We start from the raw sequence: 21,475 nt of genomic DNA, 5'->3' as shown, positions 1-21,475 counted from the left end.
CCTGTTGTGTGCCGACGCAGTTACTTCTGGACCATCGCCCATTGCCGTTCCAATCGCTGCACTGAGATCGGGATGGAGGTTTTCAGCTCCTGTGCGAACAGCGAGACGCGCAGTTCCTCCAGCATCCAGCGATAGGTCTGAAGCTGCGGATCGATAATGCCGCGGCGCGACAGCTCCGCGGCCCGATCCGCGTACCGCTGCCACAACGGCGCAATGGTCTGCATGGCGGCGACGTCGCGCGGCAGGCCGGCGTTGGTCAGCTTCTTCAGCCGGATTTCGATGGCCCGGAGGAACCGCGGCAGGTGCCCAAGCCAGTTCGACGGGGTGCTCAGCAGAAATCCCCTGGGCACCAGCGAGCTCAGGTGTGCGCGGATGTCCTGGATCGACGGCTGAAGCAGCGGGGGATACGGCTCGTCGAGCCGCAGCCGCAGCGACTGATGCGTCGCGAGCACCCCTCGCGCGATCTCGACCAGCTCGTCGGCGGCGGCGGGCAATCTCCGCCAGGCCGCTTCGGCGCGGTCGATGAACTGATCCCTCGAGCGCACGTCCCCGGGGCCATCGGTTTCGTTGGGGTAGAGCGCGCGATCGGCGGCGGCGGTGACGATGTCGTTGCGAAGCTCGTCGCAGAGGACTCCACGGCGATCAGCCTCGCTGGCGTTCTCTTCGCCGATCAAGGCGTAGAGCAGACACAGCTCGTCGATCGGCAGCCGGCGCGCCAGCGACTTGATCTCTCCGGCGAGCTGAAGCATGAACAGCCTGCGAAGCCCCGCGCGGGTCGCGGCGGCGGCGCTCTGGGGTGTGTCCAGCACCCGCAGGGACACGGATGTCCCGGCATCCACCAGTGCCGGATACCCCACGAGCTGCATCCCATGCCGGCTCACCTGCACTTTCGGAGGCAGCTCGCCGAAGTCCCAGCGCGTGATCCCGTCGCGATGGAAGTGCTTTTCCGCGCCGGCGGAAAAGGTCTGCTGTGCCGCGACGCCAACCTTCTGGCGAAGCTCAGCCAGATCCCGCCCGATCGCGACTTCCCTGCCCTGGGCATCGACAAGTCGGAAGTTCATCCGCAGGTGATCCGGCAGCGTGTCGAGCTGAAAATCCCACCGTGAGATCTGCACGCCCGACTGCTTGCCCAGAAACTCCGCCAGCAGATCCAGCAGCGAGCCCGCGCGGGCTCGCAGTGCGCGATGGGCGGCCTCGGCGTAGTCCGGCGCGGGAACGAAGTTGGTCCGCAGCGTCCTGGGCAGCGAGCGGATCAGCGCCAGGATCTTCTCCTTCAGCAGCCCCGGCACGAGCCACTCGAACGGCTCGGGCGGTATCTGGTTCAGCGTCGCCAGCGGAATCGTCACCGTCACTCCGTCCATCGGATGCCCCGGCTCCAGGCGATACTCCAGCGGCAGGGCCATGTCGTTCACGAGCAGTTGATCGGGGAACTGATCCCATGCGATGTCCGCTTCGTAGCGCATCAGATCGCGCGTCGTCATGAACAGAAGCTGCGGCGCCTGCGCCTCGGCCTGGCGACGCCACTTCTCGAACAGCGGGCCGTTGTACACGCTGGCGGGGATGCGCTTGTCGTAGAAGTCGAACATCGCCTGCTGATCGACCAGCAGGTCCCGCCGCCGGGCTTTGTTCTCGATCGTCTGGATCTGCTCGATCAGCTCGCGATTGTGGCGGAAGAACTTGCCGTCGGTGTACCAGTCGCCCTCGACCAGAGCGTGCTGGATGAACATCGCACGCGAGGTGCGCGGATCGATCGGGCCGTAGTGCACGGCTCGTCGCGGTACGATCGTCAGGCCATACAGCGTCACTTTTTCGTAGGCCATCACGTGCCCGGTGTGCGGTTGCCAGTAGGGCTCAGAGCAGGTCTTTTTCAGCAGGTGCGGTGCGATGCGCTCGATCCATTCCGGGCGGATGGGCGCGACGGTGCGCGCATAGAGCTTCGTGGTCTGGATGAGCTCCGCGGCCATGAGCCACGCGGGCTTGCGGTTGAACAGCGCGCTGCCGGGAAAGATATGGAACTTGCTGCCGCGCGCACCGTTGTACTCGAATCCGTCGCCCCTGACGCCGATGTTGCTCAGCAGCCCCGACAACAGCGCGCGGTGGATCGCCTCCGTCGTTCGCGCGTCGCGATCATCCCGCCGCACCGGCCGCCCGTTGGCTTGTGCTGCGGGGCTGCTCTGGTTGCGGTGAATCAATCCCATCTCGCCGACGATTTCGCGCAGTTGCGAGTGAATGTCGTGCCACTCGCGCATGCGGATGAATGAGACGAAGCTCTCCTTGCACAGCTTGCGGAGCCTGCTGCCGGAAAGATGCCGCTCGTTCTCGCCGAACCAGTCCCAAAGCTTCAGGAAGCCGAGAAAGTCGGAGCTCTCATCCCTGAACCTCGCGTGGGCCGAATCGGCCTGGCCCTGCTTGTCCATCGGCCGCTCGCGAGGGTCCTGTACGCTCAATGCGGCGGCGATGATCAGAACCTCCTCCAGCACGTTTTCATCCCGCGCCGCCAGCACCATTCGTCCGATCCGCGGGTCGATGGGCAGGCGTGCCAGCATCCGGCCAATCTCGGTCAACTCGTTCTTCTCGTCGATGGCGCCGATCTCATGAAGGGTCTGGTAGCCGTCGCGAATGGCGCGTGTGTCCGGCGGATCGATGAAGGGAAACTCGTGAATGTCGCCCAGCTTCAGCGCCTTCATCTGGAGGATCACGCTGGCCAGGTTCGTGCGCAGGATTTCCGGGTCGGTGTACTGCGGGCGGCGATTGAAGTCCTCCTCGGAATACAGGCGGATGCAAACGCCTTCGCTGACGCGACCACAGCGACCTTTGCGCTGCTCGGCGCTGGCCTGCGAGATCGGCTCGATGGGCAGTCGCTGAACCTTCGTTCGCGGCGCGTATCGACTGATCCGCGCCACCCCCGGATCGATCACGTAGCGGATGCCGGGAACCGTCAGCGAGGTCTCGGCCACGTTGGTCGCCAGGATGATCCGCCGCCGCGTGTGCGGCTGGAAAACGCGCATCTGCTCATCGGCCGAAAGCCGCGCATACAGCGGCAGAATCTCGGTCTGCTGGGGATGATGCTTGCGCAGCGCTTCGGCGGTCTCGCGAATCTCCCGTTCGCCGGGAAGGAAAACCAGCGTGTCCCCCGGCCCACCGGTCTGCCACAACTCATCGATTCCACGCAGGATCGCCTGCTCCATCTCCAGGTCTTCCTCGTCGGGGTCCTGCGATTGAAGCGGGCGATAGCGCACCTCGACCGGATACGTCCGGCCTGAAACCATCACGATCGGCGCATTGTCGAAATGCCGGCTGAAGCGCTGCGGGTCGATGGTGGCCGACGTGATGATCAGCTTCAGGTCGGGGCGTTTGGGCAGAAGCTGCCTGAGATACCCCAGCAGAAAGTCGATGTTCAGCGACCGCTCATGCGCTTCGTCGATGATGATCGTGTCGTACTGCTCGAAGTTCGGATCGCTCTGTGTCTCGGCCAGCAGGATGCCATCGGTCATCAGCTTGATATACGTGTTCTCCGAGAGCTTGTCGGAGAAGCGCACTTTGTAACCGACATCCTGGCCGAGGGGGGTGTCCAGCTCCTGGGCGATGCGCATGGCGACGGAGCGGGCGGCGATTCGCCTGGGCTGCGTGTGACCGATCATTCCGCTCACACCCCGCCCAAGCTCCAGGCAGATCTTGGGCAGTTGTGTCGTCTTGCCCGACCCCGTCTCGCCACAGATCACGACGACCTGATTCTCAGAGATGGCTTTGGCGATTTCATCGCGCTTCTGGACGACGGGCAGGTCCTGGGGATACGTCGGCCTGGGGATGTTCGCCTGTCGTCGAGCCAGCTCTGCGGCAGACTTTTCGATCTCGTGCACGAGGCGTTGGAGGGACCGGTCAAAGGGCTTTTGCTGGCGTGCGCGGTGTTCGACGGCCTGAAGGCGCGCCCGCAGGATGCGCCGGTCGCGCAGCATGGTCTGCGGCAAGAGGTTGTAGAGGCTGGTCAGGTCCTGAAGTTGCATCGCCGCCGGGTTTGTAATTCCGTTGCGGGGTCGATTCTATGCCCCGGGGTGGGATTCGACGCGGCCCCGCACCGCAGGTGGGTCTGCCAACGCCCCGTGGCCGCTGCCAACATCAATTTCGGTCGATTTGAAACTCCCATAATCCTTACATTCGGACATCGAGGCATCTCGCGTTGCAAGCGTTAAGCGGCGATGCAAAAGCATCTTGTAGTAGTCTTATCTGCCGCTTTTGTCGCGAACATTCAGTTTCTCGCCCGACATGACGACGAATCATTGACAAACAGAGCGACTTATCCAATTATAAGGCTCCTTGTCCGTTCGCGCGTCGGTTGCCCGGCTGGGCGGTGCGTTCGCCTGGCTGCGATGCGCTGGTCGCATCGGACGCAATCTTCGGGCGCAGCTTCGGACGCATTCCGAGGTCCACCGGATATGACCGTTACCGCCACTCGAACCGATGCGCCTTATGCGCGCCGCCAGACTCAACCCCAGCACGCTCCGCCCACGCATGGACTGGATCGCTTCACCTACGACGATCGTATCGTCCGCTGGTTTTTGCTGGCCATGTTCCTCTGGGCGCTGGTGGCGTTTCTGGTCGGGTTGTATGTCGCGCTTCAGCTCATCTGGCCGCAGCTCACTTTCGGGATGCCGTTTCTGACCTTTGGCCGGCTGCGACCGCTGCACACCAACGCCGCCATCTTCGCCTTCGCCGGCAACGCCATCTTCGCCGGCGTCTACTACTCCACCCAGCGCCTCTGCAAGGCGCGCATGTTTTCCGACCTGCTCAGCAGGCTCCACTTCTGGGGCTGGCAGCTCATCATCGTTTCCGCAGCCCTGACGCTTCCGTTCGGCATCACGCAGAGCAAGGAATACGCCGAGCTCGAGTGGCCGATCGACATCGCCATCGCCGTCGTGTGGGTCGGCTTCTTCGGCGTCAACTTCTTCATGACGCTGGCGCGACGGCGCGAGCGGCACATGTACGTGGCCATCTGGTTCTACATCGCCACCATCGTCACCGTCGCCGTTCTGCATGTGTTCAACAACCTGGTCGTCCCTGTCTTCTCCGGCACGCTGGTCAAGAGCTACCCGATCTACGCGGGCGTACAGGACGCGTTCATGCAGTGGTGGTACGGGCACAATGCCGTCGCATTCTTCCTCACGACCCCGTTTCTGGGGATGATGTATTACTTCCTTCCCAAGGCCGCCGAACGACCCGTCTTCAGCTATCGACTCTCCATCATCCATTTCTGGTCGCTGGTGTTCATCTACATCTGGGCCGGGCCGCACCACCTTCACTACACGGCGCTTCCCGACTGGGCCAGCACGCTGGGCATGCTGTTCAGCATCATGCTGTGGATGCCAAGCTGGGGCGGGATGATCAACGGGCTGCTGACACTCCGCGGCGCCTGGCACAAGGTCGCCGTCGATCCCGTGCTCAAGTTCTTCGTCGTCGCAGTCACGTTTTACGGCATGGCCACGTTTGAGGGGCCGCTGCTCAGCGTCAAATCCGTCAACGCGCTCAGCCACTATACCGACTGGACGATCGCGCACGTTCACGGCGGGGCGCTGGGCTGGAACGCACTGCTGGCCTTCGGAATGATGTACTGGCTGATGCCGCGGCTGTTCCAGACGAAGATCTGGAGTCCGAAGCTGGTCAACACGCACTTCTGGCTGGCCACGCTGGGGATCGTGCTCTACATCGTGCCGATTTACGTCGCCGGGATTACTCAGGGGCTGATGTGGCGGGCGATGACGGAGACGGGGCAGCTTGCCAACCCTGATTTTGTCGAGACGGTGCGGGCGCTGATCCCGATGTACGTGCTGCGCGCCATCGGCGGGACGGTCTTCATCGCCGGTGCCGTGCTCGGCGGGATCAACCTCTACAAGACCTGGAAAACTCGCCCGGCCAGCTACGAGCAGCCGATCGTCGAGGCGCCGCCGTTGTCGCCACAATACCCCGACGAGCCTCGCCCGCCCACACGCCTGCCCGAAAACACCACCGACCTGGCCAAGCGCCTGGATGTGTTCAGCACGCTCTGGTGGCACCGCCGCTGGGAAAGGCTGCCGCTGAAGTTCACGGCGATGGTCACGATCGCCGTCGTCATCGCATCCCTGTTCGAGATCATCCCGACATTCCTGATCCGTTCCAATGTTCCCACGATCGCGTCGGTCAAACCATACACGCCGCTGGAGTTGGCCGGGCGGGACATCTACATCGCCGAGGGGTGCTACAACTGCCACTCGCAGATGATCCGCCCGATCATCGCCGAGGTGAAGCGATACGGCGAGTACTCCAAGCCGGGCGAGTTCGTCTACGACCATCCGTTCCAGTGGGGCTCGCGTCGGATCGGCCCGGACCTGGCGCGCGAGGGGGGCAAGCAGTCGCACCTCTGGCATGCACTGCACTTTCTGGACCCCGCCCAGGTCACGCCCAACTCGATCATGCCGAAGTATCCGTGGCTGTTCATCGAGAAGATCGACTTTTCGTCAATCCCGGTTCGCGTGGGCGCCATGCAGGCGCTGGGCGTGCCGTACAGCGACACCGAACGCGAAACAGCGTTCCACCATGCCCAGTCCCAGGCGGCCCAGATCCATGCCGAGCTTTTGAAGCAGAGCGGCGACGATCCACGCTTCCGCGACCTTCAGGACAAGAAGGTGATTGCTCTGATCGCGTACCTGCAACGCCTGGGCAAGGATCTGTTCGCGCCGCCGCCCGTCGCCGCCGCGGCGGCAGCGGCGCCGCTTACTCCCTCTGCCGAGACACTAGCGGAGCCAACTCCTGCTCCCTCTGCCGGTACTCCGGCGCAGGTAACTCCTTCTCCCTCCCCCGGTATTGCGCGAGAGGCAACTCCTGCTCCCTCTCCCGGTACTCCGGGAGAGGGCAGGGGTGAGGGTTCTTCTTCGAACACCACCACGCTTTCGACATCGGGCCAGACCCCTCACTCTAATCCTCTCCCGGAAGATCGGCAGAAGGGTTGAGGACCAAGCCGCGGGAGACCAGCGATGTTCAACGACGTCCTGACCAACTCGAACCTGACCACCTGGGCCGAAGCGGCGCTGGTGATCTTCCTGCTCTGCTTCCTCGCCATCGGAATCTGGACCCTGACCCGCCCCCGCAAGCTCATCGAGCAGTGGGCGGCCATGCCCCTCGATGACGCCGGGCTCGAAGGAGAACGCCATGTCTGAGCAATCGACGCAACCAACACCCGACCGGCCCGGCAGCGCGCCCGAGCCCGCGCTCACCGGCCACGCCTATGACGGCATCCTCGAATACGACAACCCCACGCCCGGGTGGTGGACCTGGCTGTTCATCGCCACCATCGTCTTCTCGGCGGTGTATTTCTTTACCGTGACGCTGGCGGGCGGGCAGCTCAGCCCCATCGGCTTCTACGACCGCGCGCGGCTGGCGGAGATGAAGCGCGGTGGTGAGCTTAAGGCCGACGCAGCCACCCTCATCAACCTCAGCAAGGATGCTGACTCGCTCAAGGCCGGCGAGGCGATCTATCTCACCAACTGCATGTCCTGCCACGCCCGCGACGGCTCAGGACTGGCTGGCCCCAACCTCACCGACGACAGCTACATCAACATCACGAAGATCACGGACATCGTCGATGTCGTGAGCAATGGCCGGGCCAACGGCGCCATGCCCGCCTGGAGCAGTCGTCTCGGTCCCAACGACATCGTGCAGGTCAGCGCCTACGTCGCCTCCCTGCGCGGCCAGAACAAAAAGGGCAAGCCGGTCGAGCCCAACGCCAAGCCGATCCCGCCGTGGAGTGAATGAAGTGTCGCCAACGCCTGACCAGTCTCTGCTGCAACCCGAAGGCCGGGTGCTCTCGACGCTGGAGAGCGACGGCTCGCGGCGGTGGCTGTATCCGCGCGTGGCGCCGGGGCGATTCCTCACACGCCGTGGCATCGTCGCGTATCTGCTGATCGTCATCTTCACCGCTCTGCCCTACATCCACATCAACGGCAAGCCTGCCATCCTGCTCGATGTGCTGCATCGCCGCTTCACGCTTTTTGGCCTGACCTTTCTGCCAACCGATACCGTGCTGCTGGCGCTGCTGCTGGTGTGCCTGCTGCTGAGCATCTTCTTTGTGACCGCGTTGTTCGGGCGGGGCTGGTGCGGCTGGGTCTGCCCCCAGACCGTCTATATGGAATTCGTCTACCGCCCCATCGAGCGCCTGTTCACCGGGCGGCTGGGGATCGGCGGCAGGCCACGCGACAACGTCCCCGCCTGGCAGATCCTCATGATGCACGCGGCTTATCTGGTGGTCAGCCTGTACCTGGCGCACACGTTTCTGGCCTACTTCGTCGGCGTCGATCAGCTCCGCACCTGGATGACCGGCTCGCCCGTGCAGCATCCGATCGCCTTCGCGGTCATGGTCGTCACCACCGCGCTGATGGTCTTCGATTTCGCCTGGTTCCGCGAGCAGACCTGCATCATCGCCTGTCCCTACGGCCGATTTCAGTCCGTTCTGATGGATCGCCAGTCGCTGATCATCAGCTACGACCGAAGACGCGGAGAGCCGCGAGGAAAACAAAGGCACAAGGTTGAAGAAGAAAGGATCAAGGACAACCAATCGCCCGCCTCATCCTTCAATGTTCATCCTTCATCCGATTCCGGCGATTGCATCGACTGCACGATGTGCGCCCAGGCCTGTCCGATGGGAATCGACATCCGCGACGGGCTTCAGATCGAGTGCATCGGATGCGCGGCCTGCATCGACGCCTGCGACGCGGTCATGGATAAGCTCCGCAAGCCGCGCGGATTGATCCGCTACAGCTCGCAGGCTGCGATGGAGGGGCAACCCGCGCGTATTCTCCGCCCGCGCGTCGTCGCCTACTTCGCCATCGTCGTGGTGCTGCTTGGGTTGATGGTCTGGCTCATCGCCACCAGAAGCCTGCTGGATGTGACCATCCTGCGCACGGCCGGCCGGCCCTTCGTCATCGACGGTTCGGGCATGGTTGAGAACCCGATGCGGGTGAAGTTGACCAATCGCACGGACCGGCCCATGCGCGTGAGCCTCGCGGTGGTCGATCGCCCCGACGTGCGCCTCAACGTTTCGCAGTATCTGCTGACGCTCGGCCCGATGCAGTCATGGACCGAGCCGCTGCTGATCACCGCGCCTGCCAGCGCGTTTGCGCGCGGTCTGGGGACGCTCGACGTGACGATCCGCGTGAGCGGCGACGATGGAACCACCATTGACCGTTCCTGCCGCCTGCTCGGCCCGGCAGGCACGGACGCAGCCAAAGGAGCCGCACATGCCCGGCAGTGAAAACGCAAGCTCCACCAAACCCGCGCGGCCGGTCGAGAGCGCATCGGATCCTTCGTTGGCTCTCGCCGCATGTGCGGCGCGCCCGTCCGGGTCCCTGCGCTGGCCGATCATCGTCGTCTCGCTGTTGTCGGTGCACCTGCTGCTGATGCTCTCGGTCGCCGCCATCGCCACCCGCGACCGCTCGTTCGCTGTGCTGCCCAACTACTACCGCAACGCCATCGAGTGGGACAGGCATCAGGCCCAGCGCCGCGCCAGCCAGCAGCTTGGCTGGAAGATCGCGATCGAGCCGGCCGAGCAGATCGACCCGCTGGGCCGACGCGCAATCAGCTTCACCCTTACAGACGCGCACGACCGCCCCGTCCAGGCCGAATCCCTCGATGTGTCGTTCTTCCATCACGCGCACGCAGGCGAGGCATCAAAGGCGACGCTGTCTGCCACCGCGCCCGGACGATTCGACGCGACCCTGCCGATGCGCTATGCCGGCTACTGGCAGTTCGACATCCAAACGAGCGTACAGGGACAGACCTTCACCGCGTCGATCACGCAGTACGTCAAAACGCAGAACTCGGCAAAGCGACAGGACATCACCGGATGATCGCACTGATCGTGACCATCTTCCTGGCCAGCCTTGTCGGCAGCCTGCACTGCGTGGGCATGTGCGGGGCGTTCGTGGCGCTGGCGGTGGGGGACTCGCGCGGGTGGCAAACGACGGCGGCGTATCACGGCGGCAGGCTCGCATCGTACGTGGCCCTGGGAGCGCTGGCGGGAGCGGCGGGACAACTGCTGGACATCGCCGGCGCGCTGGCGGGCGCACGCCCGCTGGCGGCGGGGTTGGCGGGGGCGACGATGGTCCTGGTCGGCGTCGTGGTGCTGCTCCGCTGGCTGGGCGTGCGCGTCGCGGCCCCGGCGCTGCCGCAAAGCTGGACACGCCTGATCGCCCGCGCCAGCGGCGCCGCGATCCATCGCCCGCCGGTCCTTCGCGCCGCCGTCATCGGGCTCTGCACCACGCTGTTGCCCTGCGGCTGGCTCTACGCCTTCGCGATCACCGCCGCCGGAACCGCACATCCCCTCAGCGGCGCCGCGACGATGGCGTTCTTCTGGCTTGGAACCGTGCCGGCGCTGCTGGTGGTGGGCCTGGGCGTGAGGCGACTGCTCGGCCCGCTGGCCAGCCGCGCGCCGGCCATCGCGTCGATCCTGCTTGTCGTCGTCGGGCTTTATACCCTGATCGGTCGGAGCATGATGGATCCGGTAACCGTCGCGCGCAACGCGAGCAGTCACGCGACCGCACACGCGCCGCCGGCATGCTGCGCGCAGGAACATGACCGCTGAAGCGACGGACATCCTGGCCGGCGATCGCGTCGCTGCTGACGAGCCGGCGCGCTGTGCGCACTGCCGGCAGATCGTGCCGCGCGGATTGATCGAGCCTGGCGCGCCGCGGCAATTCTGCTGCGCCGGCTGCCGTGCGGTCTATCAGACGATCCACGCCTGCGGGCTGGAGTCGTACTATCGCCTTCGCGATGCCGCGGATGCTTTGCCGAAACCTGCCCGACCCAGCGAGTCGGAATTCGATTCGTTCGATTCGCCGTCGTTTCATGAGCTGTACGTTCATCGCCGCGCAGATGGGCTGGCGGTGACGGACCTGGTGCTGGAGGGCGTGAGCTGCGCCGCGTGCGTGTGGCTGATCGAGCGCCTGCCACGCGTGCTGCAGGGCGTGATCGAGGCTCGCCTGAGCCTTCGCGAGGCGACGGTGCGCCTGACGTGGGATCCATCGAAGCTGCCGCTTTCGCGGATCGCGCGGACGCTGCATCGTATCGGCTACACCCCGCACCCCGCGCGCGGCACCGACGCCCGCGAACTGCATCGCCAACAGACGCGAAAACGCCTCATTCATCTTGGCGTGGCCGGCGCGATCATGGGCAACACGATGCTGCTGGCGCTGGCGCTGTACGCGGGCGAAGCGGGGCAGATGGAACCGCAGTATCGCAGCTTCTTCCGATGGATCAGCGCGTTGCTGGGCACGATTTCGCTCGCCTGGCCGGGGGCGACTTTCTTCCGCAGCGCCTGGGCGGCGATCCGGGCGCGGGGGACGAACCTGGACGTGCCGATCGCGCTGGCGCTGCTGGCCGGCGGGGTCGCGGGACTGGTCAATGTCATCCTCAACCGCGGCGAGATCTATTTCGATTCGCTCACGGTGCTCGTGTTCCTGCTGCTGGTCGGGCGGTTCGTTCAATATCGCCAGCAACGCCGCGCCGATGATGCGGTGGGGCTGTTGTTCAGCCTAACGCCATCGAGCTGCCGTATCGTGCGCGGCGATGAGACGATTGCGGCGCCCATCGAAGCACTCGAAGTTGGTGACGTCGTCGAGGTTCGGCCCGGCGAGCTGTTTCCCGCCGACGGAATCGTTCAAACCGGGCGATCAACGGTGAATCAGGCGTTGCTGACGGGCGAATCGATGCCGGTGGCGGTGGCAGGCGGCTCGATCGTGCACGCAGGATCGCAGAACATCGAATCGACGCTGCACGTGCGCGTCACGGAGGTCGGACGCGACACGCGACTGGGGCAACTTCTCAGGCTCATCGAGCGCGGCGTGCGGGACAAGCCGCCGATCGTGCAGTTCGCCGACAGGGTCGGCGGGTGGTTCATCGTCGCGGTCTCGATTGCGGCGGCGGCGACGTTCGCGTACTGGGCGCGATTCAGTGTATCGGGCGCGATCGATCATGCCGTCGCGCTGCTCATCGTCACCTGCCCGTGCGTGCTCGGCCTTGCCACGCCGCTCACCATCGCCATAGCCATCGGCAAGCTGGCGCGGCGGGACATCCTGGTCAAGAGCGGGGCGGCGATCGAACGACTTTCGCGCGGCGGCCAGATACTGCTGGACAAGACCGGCACGCTCACCGAAGGCAAACTTCAACTGCTCCGGTGGATCGGCGACACGAGCGTCCAGCCCGCCGTCGCGGAGCTGGAGCGGCGGTCGAACCACCCCGTCGGACGGGCGATGCACGCGGCCCTTGCCACCGAATATCATCCGCGGTGGCGGCAGTGCCAGATCACGGAGGTGACCGAGGCCGGCGACGGTGGCGTCAGCGGCAACGTCAACGGCGTGATCGTGCGCGTCGGCTCGCCACGGTTTCACGATAAGCACGGCACGATCATCGAGGACGCACTTGCAGCAGCGGCGAAGGAGCTCGCGCGTGAAGGCGCCAGTGTCGTGCTGGTTTCGGTGAACGGTCGCGCCGTGGCAACGGCGGGATTGGGGGATCGCATCCGCGATGACAGCGCAGCCGCCGTCGCGGCGATGCGCAGGCTCGGGTGGAAAGCGGCGATCCTCTCCGGCGACCAGGAGCACGTCGTCGCGGCCGTGGCGCAGCGAGTCGGCGTCGAGCCGGATCGATGCCATGCTGCGATGACGCCGGAGCAGAAGCTGGCGCGCGTGCGATCATCAGCTCGCGCAGGCGATGATGTGGTTGTCATGGTCGGCGATGGCGTGAACGATGCGGCAGCGCTGGCCGCGGCGGATGTCGGCGTGGCAGTGCACGGAGGCGCCGAGGCGTCGCTGGCGGCGGCGGATGTCTACATCGCGCAGCCCGGGCTGGCGCCGCTGGTCGATCTGGTCCGGACCTCACGCCGGGCCATGCGCACCATCCGACGGAATCTGCTCGTGTCGCTGTCGTACAATCTGCTGGCCGGCGCGCTGGCGGCGGCGGGGATGATGAGCCCGCTCATCGCCGCCATCATCATGCCCGTCAGCTCCGCGACGGTGCTGTGGCTGGCGGTCGCATCGATTGGTCGCAGCGGACCCGGCAGGCGAGGCCGTTCATGGAAGTGATCTTCATCATCCTCCCGCTGGCGATCGTGCTGGCGGCGGCGGCGCTGGCAGCGTTCTTCTGGGCGGTGCATCGCGGCCAGTTCGACGATTTAGACACCCCGGCCTTGCGTGCGATCTTCGACGACCCGCCGCCGACCCGACAAGGGCGTGACAGCGATCGCATTTCGGATTAGAAACGTGGCATGACCGTAACGTTCTGCGACCGCTATTTCCGCTCAGCAGCGAGACTGCACTGCATGACGATGGTTGGCGTGTTGATGGCGGGTCTTTGGGCGATCCTCGTCGGCGCCGCGCGAGGCGATACCGCCACGACGGCGGCGCACATCCCCGACATCGTCCAGGATTCGCCACTGCTTCAGCGCGCCTTGACCGATCCGGATTTCTTCAAAACGCTGGATGCCAGCAGCGATGCACAACAGAAGCTGCGCGCCGAGCTGGGCGACGCGAAGTTCCGCAAGGTCGGCTCGACGCGTTCCGTGCGGGTGCAGCTCTGGCGCGGCACAACGACCGAGTGGCCGGCGATCGTGCTCGAATACCAGACCGAGTTCAAGCGGTTCACGGATCTTCCCAGCGGCGGGCCGGCGCAGAAGGATCCGGTGCTGATCGGCACCGGGCGCGACTCGATGTGGCACCGCACGTTCTACGGGGGCACGGACGATCCGCAGGCTCACGAGCAGTTCGAGAAGCTGCTGGCCGAGCGACGCGCGATGCCGAGCAATCGGCGACGCGAGCTAGATCCCAGGATCAACGCACTGGCGACGCAGTACCTTCCGAACACGCCGCTGGCTCAGGTGCGCCAGGAGCTCAAGAGCATCATCGAGGCGCTGGTCGAGGCCAACCGCGCCGGCGGTGCGCACGTGCTCGAGCAGCCACAGTACGGCCACTTTGGCGCAAAGATCAGCGACACGCTTTACCTGTACATCCGCGATTTCCCCGCGGATGCACCCACGCGATTCGAGCATGATCCGTTTTTGTGGCTGATTGTCTCCGGCGGGCCAAAGCCGCTGGCAGGCGGATATCTGCCCGCGTTTCCCGGCGCCCAGGGCATGGGTGCCCAAACTACGGGTGGTCGCGGTGGGAAGGTCATCTATGTGACCAACCTCAACCCCGACGGACCGGGCAGTCTCAAGGAAGCGCTGCTTGCGAAAGGTCCGCGGATCGTGCTGTTCAAGGTCAGCGGGCAGATCGTGTTGCCCGACGAAACATGGATCACCGAGCCGAACCTGACAATGATCGGCTACACGGCGCCGGGCGAAGGCGTGGAAGTGACCGGTCGATTGTGCGTGGCGGCGGACAACATCATCCTGCGGGGAATGCGTTTCCGGCTGCGTCCGCCGCGGAGCATGGACGGAATGAACACGCGCGGCAACCTGCGCAACATCATCTTCGATAACTGCTCGTTCGCGTATGCCTCCGACGAGCTGCTGCGATTCATCGGCAACGGATCGACGTTGCTGGGGTTCACCATCCAGTACTGCCTGCTGGGGCCGGGAATGGCGGGGCTGGGCAGCCACCCCTACGGGCCGGAAGTCGGCGGCTACGGGTCGTTCCATCACAACCTCTTCTACAATGCGCTGAGCCGTTCGCCGGAAGTGGACTGTGACCTGATCGACTGGAGCTACAACATCATGGCGAACCTGCGCAGCGGGCACTCACTTCGCCCGCACAGCCGGTTCAACTTCACCAACAACCTGATCATCGACATCCCCGGCAATCCCAACGCCTACAGCTTCGACGCCAACGACAGCGTCTGGGCGGCAGGGAACGTCCGCGAGAGCGGCGGCACGAAGACCGTGTTTCAGCCGCAGCACAACCCGAACACGGCCTTTCTGAAGGGTCCGTATCACGTCGTGCCCCTGCCGCACGATTCGCCTGAAACCCTCGAGAGCAAACTGCTGCCGATCGTCGGTGCGTTTTTACCAACGCGCGACGCGACCGATCGCTATTTCCTGGACAGATTCCAGGCTCGGCAATCGAAGCTCCCGTATTGGCAGAAGGAGGGGACCGTGTGGAGGCCGTACGGCAACGAGAACGACAACATGGCCCTGTATGAGAAGTGGGAGGAGAAGAACTTTCCTCCGCCCGCGGCAGGCGCGCAGGGGCCGGCGGATAGCGACGAGGACGGCATGCCGGATGAGTGGGAGTCGGCCAACCGACTCAATCCGAACGATGCGTCCGACGGCCCGGCGGACGCGGATGGCGACGGGTACACAAACGTCGAGGAATATCTCTACTTCACCAACCCGCAGGAGCATGTGGATTACACGAACCCGGCGAACAATGTGCACACGCTGCATCTGCGTGCGGGGGCGCGCTAGTTGAAGCGTTTTGCAGCTCTTGCGCGGCTGGGCTTGGCGGCCGCTCAGACCTTTGGGCCCGCCAGTCGCCTTTTCCCCATTTTGTCTTTTTCCTTTTCCGTTGGGTCTTTTATCATCTCCCGCGCCGATGGACGCATCCGAAACCATTCCGGCGGGGCGGATGAGGCGGTTGCTGGAGATCAGCCGGCTGCTGGCGGTCACCGCGGACCTGGACCTGCTGCTGCGGCGAATCGCCGAGGCCTCGTGCGACCTGCTGGGCTGCGAGCGAGCCAGCATTTTTCTGCACGATCCGAAAACCGACGAGCTTTGGACGAAGGTGGCGCTTCAGTCCACACCCATCCGTGTCTCCGCGGGCGCGGGCATCGTCGGACACGTGTTCAAGTCCAACCGGCCGCTGCACGTGCCACGCCCCTACGACGATCCACGCTTTAATCCCGAGCCGGACCGACGCAGCGGGTTCATCACCCGCAACCTGCTCACCGCGCCGATGCTCGACGTGGACGGGAAGCCTGTCGGCGTGATCCAGGCCGTGAACAAATCCACCGGCGATTTCGACGCGGGCGACGAGGTGATGATCCAGCTTCTTGCCGACCAGGCGGGCGTGGCGATCCAGCGGTACAACCTCCAGCAGGCGGCGGTGGAAGCGATGGCGCTGCGGCGGGAAATGGATCTGGCCAGAGCCGTGCAGCAGGCACTGATCCCGCAGACAGTGCCGCGGATCGAAGGCATCGCCGCGGCGGGGTACACCAGAGCCGCCTCGATTACCGGCGGGGACTGCTACGACCTGTGGAAAACTCCCGATGGACGGCTGGGCATCTTCCTCGGCGACGCGACGGGCCATGGCATCGGCCCGGCCATGGTCGTCTCGCAGACGCGCACGCTCATTCGCGCGATGTGCGATGCCCGGATCGACGCAAGCCCTCGCGAGCTGCTCGCCTGTGCCAACGCGCGGCTGTCGCAGGATCTGGAGGCCGGGCAGTTCGTCACCGCGTTCGTCGCGTTCGTGTCACGGCAGCGCGCCGACTGGTGCAGCGCCGGACATGGCCCGATCATCTTCCGCTCGCGAGCGGATGAGCCGTTTGAGGTCGTGGCGCCGCCCTCGCCACCGCTGGGAATCATTCCAGACTTGAATCCGGACAGGCTGGAACCTGTCCCATTGGAGCTTGGCGGCATGTTGTGCGTCGTCAGCGACGGGATCTATGAAGCCTTCTCCCCCGAAGCCGAGGAATTCGGCGTCCGTCGCGTCACGCAGATCCTGGCTGCCGCGGCTGATCCGACTGCGGCCATCTCGCAAATCCAATCGGCGGTGCAATCCTGGCAGGGCAGCGACGAGCCGCGCGATGATCAGACGATCGTCATCGCGACGCGAACGGGCTGAGACTGGCCGCGTTGTGGCCCGTGCGGGGGTTACACGATCACGGTGCAGATGACCTTGCGCCTGCGCGGGCGGGTGTCGAAATCGATCAGTACGACCTGCTGCCATTCGCCGGTCAGCAGCCGCCCATTGGAGAACGGGACAGTGACGCTGGCGCCCAGCAGCGCCGCGCGGACGTGGCTGTGGCCGTTGTCGTCGTTCCAGGTGGCCTCGTGCACGTAATGGGCATCGTCGGGAACCAGTTGCTGAAAGACCCGCGGCAGGTCGTGCTTGACCAGTCCGGGCTCGAACTCGACGGTGGTCAGGGCCGCGGTGGATCCGACGACGAACAGGTGCACGATCCCCTCGCCCTCGATTCCCCTGATGCGCGACGCCAGCTCGGGGGTGAGGTTGATGATGTCGGTGCTGCCCTCGGTGTCGATGTCGATGGTAAAGCGCTTCATGGCTCGTATTGGAGTATCATCAGAACATGGCGGCGAGGAACAGGCAAGGGTGGATGTGGTGGTGCTTGATCTGCGTGGCGGCGTGGGCGGGCGCGGGGGACGGAGCCGCGGCACAGGACGGGTACGCCCGGCAACTGGCCGCCGAGTGCGATGCGCTTGTGGCCGACGCGGTGCGCCGCCCGTATGGCTGGGCGTGGGACATTGCGGCGTTGCCGCCTGCGGGCAGGTCGGCGACGGCGCCGCGGCCGGTGAGCATGCAGCCGCTGGCGACGCCCGCGGCGGGACTGGTGCTGCTGTATGCCGGACAGTTGCTGGATGAACAGCGTTATCGGCAGGCGGCATTCGAGGCGGCGCGCGGACTGGCCGCGGCGCAAACTGAGCGCGGGCAGATCCCCCGCCGCGCGGTCTTCGGATCGACCGCTTCGGGGCAGGACGAGCCGGCGTTGCTCCCCGATCGCGGCGCCACCCGCGCCGGGCTGGCGCTGATGTTGATGGTCATCGACTCGAGCGAGCCAAAGCCCGAAGCGCTGACGCGCCCGGCGATCCGCGCGGCGCGGTGGCTGGAATCCCAACAGGCCCGCGACGGCGGCTGGCATGTCGCTTTTCCGCCTGAAGCAAGACCCGCGCACGCCAAACGCCTGATTCGTCTGGATGATCCGGATTATCGCGACTCGACCTACGCGCTGTTGCTGTCGGCGGAAGTCACCGCCGACCGCATGACATCGCATGCGGCGGAGCAGGCGGTGCAGAAGCTGCTGTCGCTGCGGCTGGGCACGCGGCACGTCGCCGCCGAACAGCCTACTGCCGAAGAGCTCGAGCTGATCGAGCAGATCAAGGCAACGACCGTCCCGACGACGACCAGCCAGCCGGCCGATGCTGCCGCGGTCGATCCGCTGGCGCGATACCTCAATGCGCCGCGACAAGCGGCAGGCGGCGCGGATCAGCAGGCTGTGCCGGAGTCCGACGCGATCAAGGCCAATCTGTGGTCCACGGCGTATCGTCCCAACGGAGCGATCGACCAGAGCCTGGAGGAGTTTCCCGCCGGCGCGGATGTGCTGGCCTCTCGATATGCGATGCAGACGCTGCTTGGGGCGTATCTGGTGACGGGCCAGAAGCAGTACGGTCTGGCGCTGGAGGCGGCGGCCAGATCACTGGAGCAACTGCGCCCGCCGGGCGAGGCGCAGTGGCGACGGGCCTATCTGTTGGATCCGACCAGCCGCCCGACGACGGAGTCGGCGGGTGTGTTTTCGCCTGATCCGCTGCCGCAGGGGCCGTGGGTCACCGGCACATTCGGATTGGAATCGATCCTGCGCGCGGTGCAGGAGCTGAAGGTGTTGGGTCGCGCCCGATACAGTTCGAGGCTGGCTGAACACCTGAACGTTCGCCAGCACCTTGCCGCCGCGGCGTGCGGGTTGCTGGACGATCCGCTGGTGCTGGATTTGCCTCTGACTCGCGATGAAATCCCCGCCTACCTGGCGCGGCACGAGGCGGAGATGCGGATTCTGAGCACACCGGCGCCGCAGGATCTTCCCGGGCGAGTGCGCCGGCTGTGGTTGCTGCTGATCCGGGCCAGGCTGGAACGGATGCAGCAGACATAGTCGCACTGGTCCGCTTCGAAAAGACTCCCGACCCCTTATTCCAGGACGCGCAGACGCCGAAGATGCTCGCGGATTTGGGGGATGGGCTGGCCGTCGTGCAGGATCTGCTCGGCGTGCCAGCCGCGTCGTCGGGCGGCCTGCACGTTTTGCGGCACATCGTCAAAAAACACGATCTGCTCTCCACGCATGCCCGCCGCCTGCTCCACGTGTGCGTAGATCGCGTCGTCCGGCTTGCGATGCCCGATGAGCTGGCTGGCGAAGCGGTAGGTGAGCTTGTCCAGCGGAAGATACGCCGGGCTGGACGGATCATACATGAGCTGCCAGTGCCGCGTGTTGGTGTTGGACAGGCAGGCGGTCTGATAGCCGCGGGCGTGCAGCTCGTCGATCAGCTCGATCACGCCCGGATACATGCCCAGCAGATACACATCCATCATGGCCGCGACCTGCGCCGGCTCGATGTGCAGAAGCGGCGCGATTTGCCGGCAGAATGAGTCGAAATCGATTCGCCCGACCTCGTGATCGCACACGATCCTGTGGACCTGATCCTCAGCCGCCGGATCGAGCTGCGACACGTTGATCGCCAGCCCCGCCACTTCGCAGGCGTGCCGCCAGCCGTCGCAGATCCGAACCAGCACCCGGCCGAGGTCGAAACAGATCAGGCGAATGGAAGACATCTCCTATTTTCGAATTGCGATTTTTGATTTCTGTTTTGCCGCCGTCGATTGCAGACGTCGGATTTGCGACTGTCGATCGCGGATCACGCATCGGCAATGCAGAATCGGCATCACTCCGCTGTTCCCTTGCTCATGTCATAGACCCATCCCAGCGAGGCGGGGGTCCAGTCGCACAGCTCTTCGGGCCTGAAGAACAGTGCAAGCTCGCGCGCGGCGCTTTCGGGCGAGTCGCTGCCGTGGATCAGGTTGAACGAATTGCTCACGCCGAAGTCTCCGCGGATGGTGCCCGGCTCGGCTTTGGAGCCGAACGTCGCGCCCATCATCTTCCGTGCGATGTTGATCGCGTCCTTTCCCTGAAGCACCAGCACAATCACCGGCGAGCTGGTCATGAACTTGACCAGCCCGGGGTAAAACGGCTTGCCCCGGTGCGGCTCGTAATGGGTCTCAGCCAGTTGCGTGCTGATTTTCATCATTTTCATGCCGACGATCTGGAGGCCTTTGCGTTCGAAGCGGGCGATGATCTGTCCGCACAGGCCTCGCTGCACGGCGTCGGGCTTGAGGATGATCAGGGTGCGTTCCATGTTCGGCATCTCCGTCATTGCATGTTGGATCCGAGCGTGAGCGGGAACTTATAGCAGAGGGCGCGTGGCCGGACAACGGCGCGGAGTTCGATTGGCGCATGGACGGATCGCGATCAGCGGCTGGAGTCGCCCTGAGGCAGCCGCTCAACCGCCATCGCCACGGCTTCGCCGCCGCCGATGCACAACGAGACGATCCCGAGCTTGGCATTGCGCTGCTGCAACGCGCTCAGCAGCGTGACCAGCGTCCTGGCGCCGCTGGCGCCGATCGGGTGTCCCAGCGCCACCGCTCCGCCGTGAACGTTCAGCTTCTCGTGTGCAATGCCAAGCTCTTTCATCGCGGCCATGGGGACTACGGCGAAGGCTTCGTTGATCTCGAACAAATCCACGTCAGCGACGCTCAGCGAGAGCTGAGCCATCAGTTTGGCGATGGCGTTGATGGGGGCGATGGTGAACCACTCCGGCTCGCGCGAAGCGGTGGCGTAACCCAGGATTCGCGCCCGGGGTCGCGCCGTCAGTGCCGCGGCTTTCTCGGCCGAGAGCACGAGCACGGCGGCGGCGCCGTCGTTGATGCCCGAGGCGTTGCCGGCGGTGATCGTACCGTCCTTCCCAAACGCCGGCTTGAGCTGACGCAGTTTCTGCTCGTCGAATCGCCTGGGCTGTTCATCTTCTTTCACCGTCAGGATCGTCTTGCCCGAAGCGACGTCGATCGGGACCATTTCATCGTTGAACGCGCCTTTGGACATCGCATCCAGCGCCCGCTTGAAGCTGGCGACGGCGTAATCGTCCTGCTGCTGGCGGGTGAAGCCATATCTGGCGGCGCAGCGGTCTCCGCAGGTTCCCATGTGCAGGTTGTTGTAAACGTCCCACAGCCCGTCTCTGATCATCGAGTCGATCAGCTCGCCGTGGCCCATGCGGTAGCCGCCGCGGGCCCGTTCCAGCAAATACGGTGCGCGTGACATGCTTTCCATTCCGCCGGCGACGACGACGCTGGCGTCGCCGCAGCGGATCGCCTGCGCCGCGAGCATGACCGCCTTGAGCCCCGATCCGCAGACCTTGTTGACGGTGGTGGCGCCGACGGCGGGGCTGAGTCCCGCACCGATCGCCGCCTGTCGCGCCGGGTTCTGCCCCAGTCCGGCCGACAGCACGTTGCCGAAGATCACTTCATCAACGTGATCAGGCTGAAGGCCGGCGCGTTGAAGTGCGGCCTTGATGACGGCGCTGCCCAGTGTTGTTGCCGGCACATCCGCCAGTGCGCCCTGGAAGGCCCCGATCGGTGTTCGCGACCCCCCGGCCAGAAAGACCTGAATCTGACCGAGCATGTTGGCTCCTGTTTTGACGACCGGACGAGCATCTCGGCGCCTGCCATCCGGTCATGATCGTGTT

The 21,475-nt window shown here is 65.0% G+C and carries 16 protein-coding genes; 11 read left to right on the top strand and 5 right to left on the bottom strand.

Annotation, left to right across the window (positions count from 1 at the left end; genetic code table 11):
* Nucleotides 1–20: 20 nt before the first annotated feature.
* A complete protein-coding gene (hrpA, locus tag ACQS5P_RS03820) occupies nt 21–4,004 on the bottom strand; it encodes an ATP-dependent RNA helicase HrpA (protein ID WP_428939580.1) in 3,984 nt (1,327 codons plus the stop codon).
* 429 nt (nt 4,005–4,433) lie between these two features.
* Between hrpA and ccoN the strand changes: the two genes are divergently transcribed.
* The 10 genes from ccoN (at nt 4,434) to ACQS5P_RS03770 (ending at nt 16,799) form a co-directional block, all read left to right on the top strand.
* Nucleotides 4,434–6,980: a cytochrome-c oxidase, cbb3-type subunit I gene (gene ccoN / locus ACQS5P_RS03815; protein WP_428939579.1), complete on the top strand. Its 2,547-nt coding sequence runs from the start codon at nt 4,434–4,436 to the stop codon at nt 6,978–6,980.
* Nucleotides 6,981–7,004: 24 nt separating this feature from the next.
* Entirely contained in the window at nt 7,005–7,187 is a 183-nt protein-coding gene (locus tag ACQS5P_RS03810; RefSeq protein ID WP_428939578.1) for a CcoQ/FixQ family Cbb3-type cytochrome c oxidase assembly chaperone, read from the top strand.
* A complete protein-coding gene (locus tag ACQS5P_RS03805; protein WP_428939577.1) occupies nt 7,180–7,782 on the top strand; it encodes a cbb3-type cytochrome c oxidase N-terminal domain-containing protein in 603 nt (200 codons plus the stop codon). The genes ACQS5P_RS03810 and ACQS5P_RS03805 overlap by 8 nt, the downstream gene beginning before the upstream one ends.
* Before the next feature lies 1 nt (nt 7,783).
* Entirely contained in the window at nt 7,784–9,277 is a 1,494-nt protein-coding gene (ccoG, locus tag ACQS5P_RS03800) for a cytochrome c oxidase accessory protein CcoG (RefSeq protein WP_428939576.1), read from the top strand.
* A complete protein-coding gene (locus tag ACQS5P_RS03795; RefSeq protein ID WP_428939575.1) occupies nt 9,264–9,872 on the top strand; it encodes a FixH family protein in 609 nt (202 codons plus the stop codon). The genes ccoG and ACQS5P_RS03795 overlap by 14 nt, the downstream gene beginning before the upstream one ends.
* On the top strand, nt 9,869–10,606 hold the full coding sequence (locus tag ACQS5P_RS03790) for a sulfite exporter TauE/SafE family protein (protein ID WP_428939574.1): 738 nt from the start codon (nt 9,869–9,871) through the stop codon (nt 10,604–10,606). The genes ACQS5P_RS03795 and ACQS5P_RS03790 overlap by 4 nt, the downstream gene beginning before the upstream one ends.
* Nucleotides 10,596–13,103 (top strand): heavy metal translocating P-type ATPase, encoded by a 2,508-nt coding sequence (locus tag ACQS5P_RS03785; protein WP_428939573.1) that lies wholly within the window; start codon nt 10,596–10,598, stop codon nt 13,101–13,103. Before ACQS5P_RS03790 ends, ACQS5P_RS03785 begins: the two co-directional genes overlap by 11 nt.
* Nucleotides 13,094–13,276, top strand: coding sequence for a cbb3-type cytochrome oxidase assembly protein CcoS (gene ccoS, locus ACQS5P_RS03780; protein ID WP_428939572.1), 183 nt, complete (start codon nt 13,094–13,096; stop codon nt 13,274–13,276). Before ACQS5P_RS03785 ends, ccoS begins: the two co-directional genes overlap by 10 nt.
* Before the next feature lie 9 nt (nt 13,277–13,285).
* Nucleotides 13,286–15,421 (top strand): hypothetical protein, encoded by a 2,136-nt coding sequence (locus ACQS5P_RS03775; protein WP_428939571.1) that lies wholly within the window; start codon nt 13,286–13,288, stop codon nt 15,419–15,421.
* Between the two features lie 127 nt (nt 15,422–15,548).
* Nucleotides 15,549–16,799 carry a PP2C family protein-serine/threonine phosphatase gene (locus ACQS5P_RS03770; protein WP_428939570.1) on the top strand — a complete coding sequence of 417 codons (1,251 nt, stop codon included), beginning with the start codon at nt 15,549–15,551 and terminating at the stop codon, nt 16,797–16,799.
* Between the two features lie 29 nt (nt 16,800–16,828).
* Here the strand turns inward: ACQS5P_RS03770 and ACQS5P_RS03765 are convergent, their stop codons facing one another.
* Complete coding sequence (locus ACQS5P_RS03765; protein ID WP_428939569.1) at nt 16,829–17,239, bottom strand: secondary thiamine-phosphate synthase enzyme YjbQ; 411 nt, start codon at nt 17,237–17,239, stop codon at nt 16,829–16,831.
* Nucleotides 17,240–17,265: 26 nt separating this feature from the next.
* Between ACQS5P_RS03765 and ACQS5P_RS03760 the strand changes: the two genes are divergently transcribed.
* Entirely contained in the window at nt 17,266–18,837 is a 1,572-nt protein-coding gene (locus tag ACQS5P_RS03760) for a hypothetical protein (protein ID WP_428939568.1), read from the top strand.
* A 35-nt stretch (nt 18,838–18,872) separates the two neighbouring features.
* Here ACQS5P_RS03760 and ACQS5P_RS03755 read toward each other — a convergent pair whose 3' ends face one another.
* From ACQS5P_RS03755 to ACQS5P_RS03745, 3 genes are all read right to left on the bottom strand, one after another.
* Nucleotides 18,873–19,511 carry an HAD-IA family hydrolase gene (locus tag ACQS5P_RS03755; protein ID WP_428939567.1) on the bottom strand — a complete coding sequence of 213 codons (639 nt, stop codon included), beginning with the start codon at nt 19,509–19,511 and terminating at the stop codon, nt 18,873–18,875.
* A 110-nt stretch (nt 19,512–19,621) separates the two neighbouring features.
* A complete protein-coding gene (gene ndk, locus ACQS5P_RS03750; RefSeq protein WP_428939566.1) occupies nt 19,622–20,092 on the bottom strand; it encodes a nucleoside-diphosphate kinase in 471 nt (156 codons plus the stop codon).
* Between the two features lie 113 nt (nt 20,093–20,205).
* Nucleotides 20,206–21,411 carry a thiolase family protein gene (locus tag ACQS5P_RS03745; protein WP_428939565.1) on the bottom strand — a complete coding sequence of 402 codons (1,206 nt, stop codon included), beginning with the start codon at nt 21,409–21,411 and terminating at the stop codon, nt 20,206–20,208.
* Between the last annotated feature and the right edge of the window lie 64 nt (nt 21,412–21,475).

The sequence above is a fragment of the Fontivita pretiosa genome, from assembly GCF_050410795.1.
Classification (GTDB): Bacteria; Planctomycetota; Phycisphaerae; order Tepidisphaerales; family Tepidisphaeraceae; genus Fontivita; species Fontivita pretiosa.
Note: the sequence above shows the minus strand (reverse complement) of the source record. Positions and strands in the feature narration are given on the sequence as shown.

Bases quoted from the DNA above. Each gene is read 5' to 3' on its own strand.
- ACQS5P_RS03760 (WP_428939568.1), top strand. From the start codon at position 17,266: ATGGCGGCGAGGAACAGGCAAGGGTGGATGTGGTGGTGCTTGATCTGC.
- ACQS5P_RS03755 (WP_428939567.1), bottom strand. From the start codon at position 19,511: ATGTCTTCCATTCGCCTGATCTGTTTCGACCTCGGCCGGGTGCTGGTT.
- hrpA (WP_428939580.1), bottom strand. From the start codon at position 4,004: ATGCAACTTCAGGACCTGACCAGCCTCTACAACCTCTTGCCGCAGACC.
- ACQS5P_RS03770 (WP_428939570.1), top strand. From the start codon at position 15,549: ATGGACGCATCCGAAACCATTCCGGCGGGGCGGATGAGGCGGTTGCTG.
- ACQS5P_RS03810 (WP_428939578.1), top strand. From the start codon at position 7,005: ATGTTCAACGACGTCCTGACCAACTCGAACCTGACCACCTGGGCCGAA.
- ACQS5P_RS03745 (WP_428939565.1), bottom strand. From the start codon at position 21,411: ATGCTCGGTCAGATTCAGGTCTTTCTGGCCGGGGGGTCGCGAACACCG.
- ACQS5P_RS03785 (WP_428939573.1), top strand. From the start codon at position 10,596: ATGACCGCTGAAGCGACGGACATCCTGGCCGGCGATCGCGTCGCTGCT.
- ccoN (WP_428939579.1), top strand. From the start codon at position 4,434: ATGACCGTTACCGCCACTCGAACCGATGCGCCTTATGCGCGCCGCCAG.
- ACQS5P_RS03765 (WP_428939569.1), bottom strand. From the start codon at position 17,239: ATGAAGCGCTTTACCATCGACATCGACACCGAGGGCAGCACCGACATC.
- ACQS5P_RS03775 (WP_428939571.1), top strand. From the start codon at position 13,286: ATGACCGTAACGTTCTGCGACCGCTATTTCCGCTCAGCAGCGAGACTG.
- ACQS5P_RS03790 (WP_428939574.1), top strand. From the start codon at position 9,869: ATGATCGCACTGATCGTGACCATCTTCCTGGCCAGCCTTGTCGGCAGC.
- ccoS (WP_428939572.1), top strand. From the start codon at position 13,094: ATGGAAGTGATCTTCATCATCCTCCCGCTGGCGATCGTGCTGGCGGCG.
- ACQS5P_RS03805 (WP_428939577.1), top strand. From the start codon at position 7,180: ATGTCTGAGCAATCGACGCAACCAACACCCGACCGGCCCGGCAGCGCG.
- ndk (WP_428939566.1), bottom strand. From the start codon at position 20,092: ATGGAACGCACCCTGATCATCCTCAAGCCCGACGCCGTGCAGCGAGGC.
- ACQS5P_RS03795 (WP_428939575.1), top strand. From the start codon at position 9,264: ATGCCCGGCAGTGAAAACGCAAGCTCCACCAAACCCGCGCGGCCGGTC.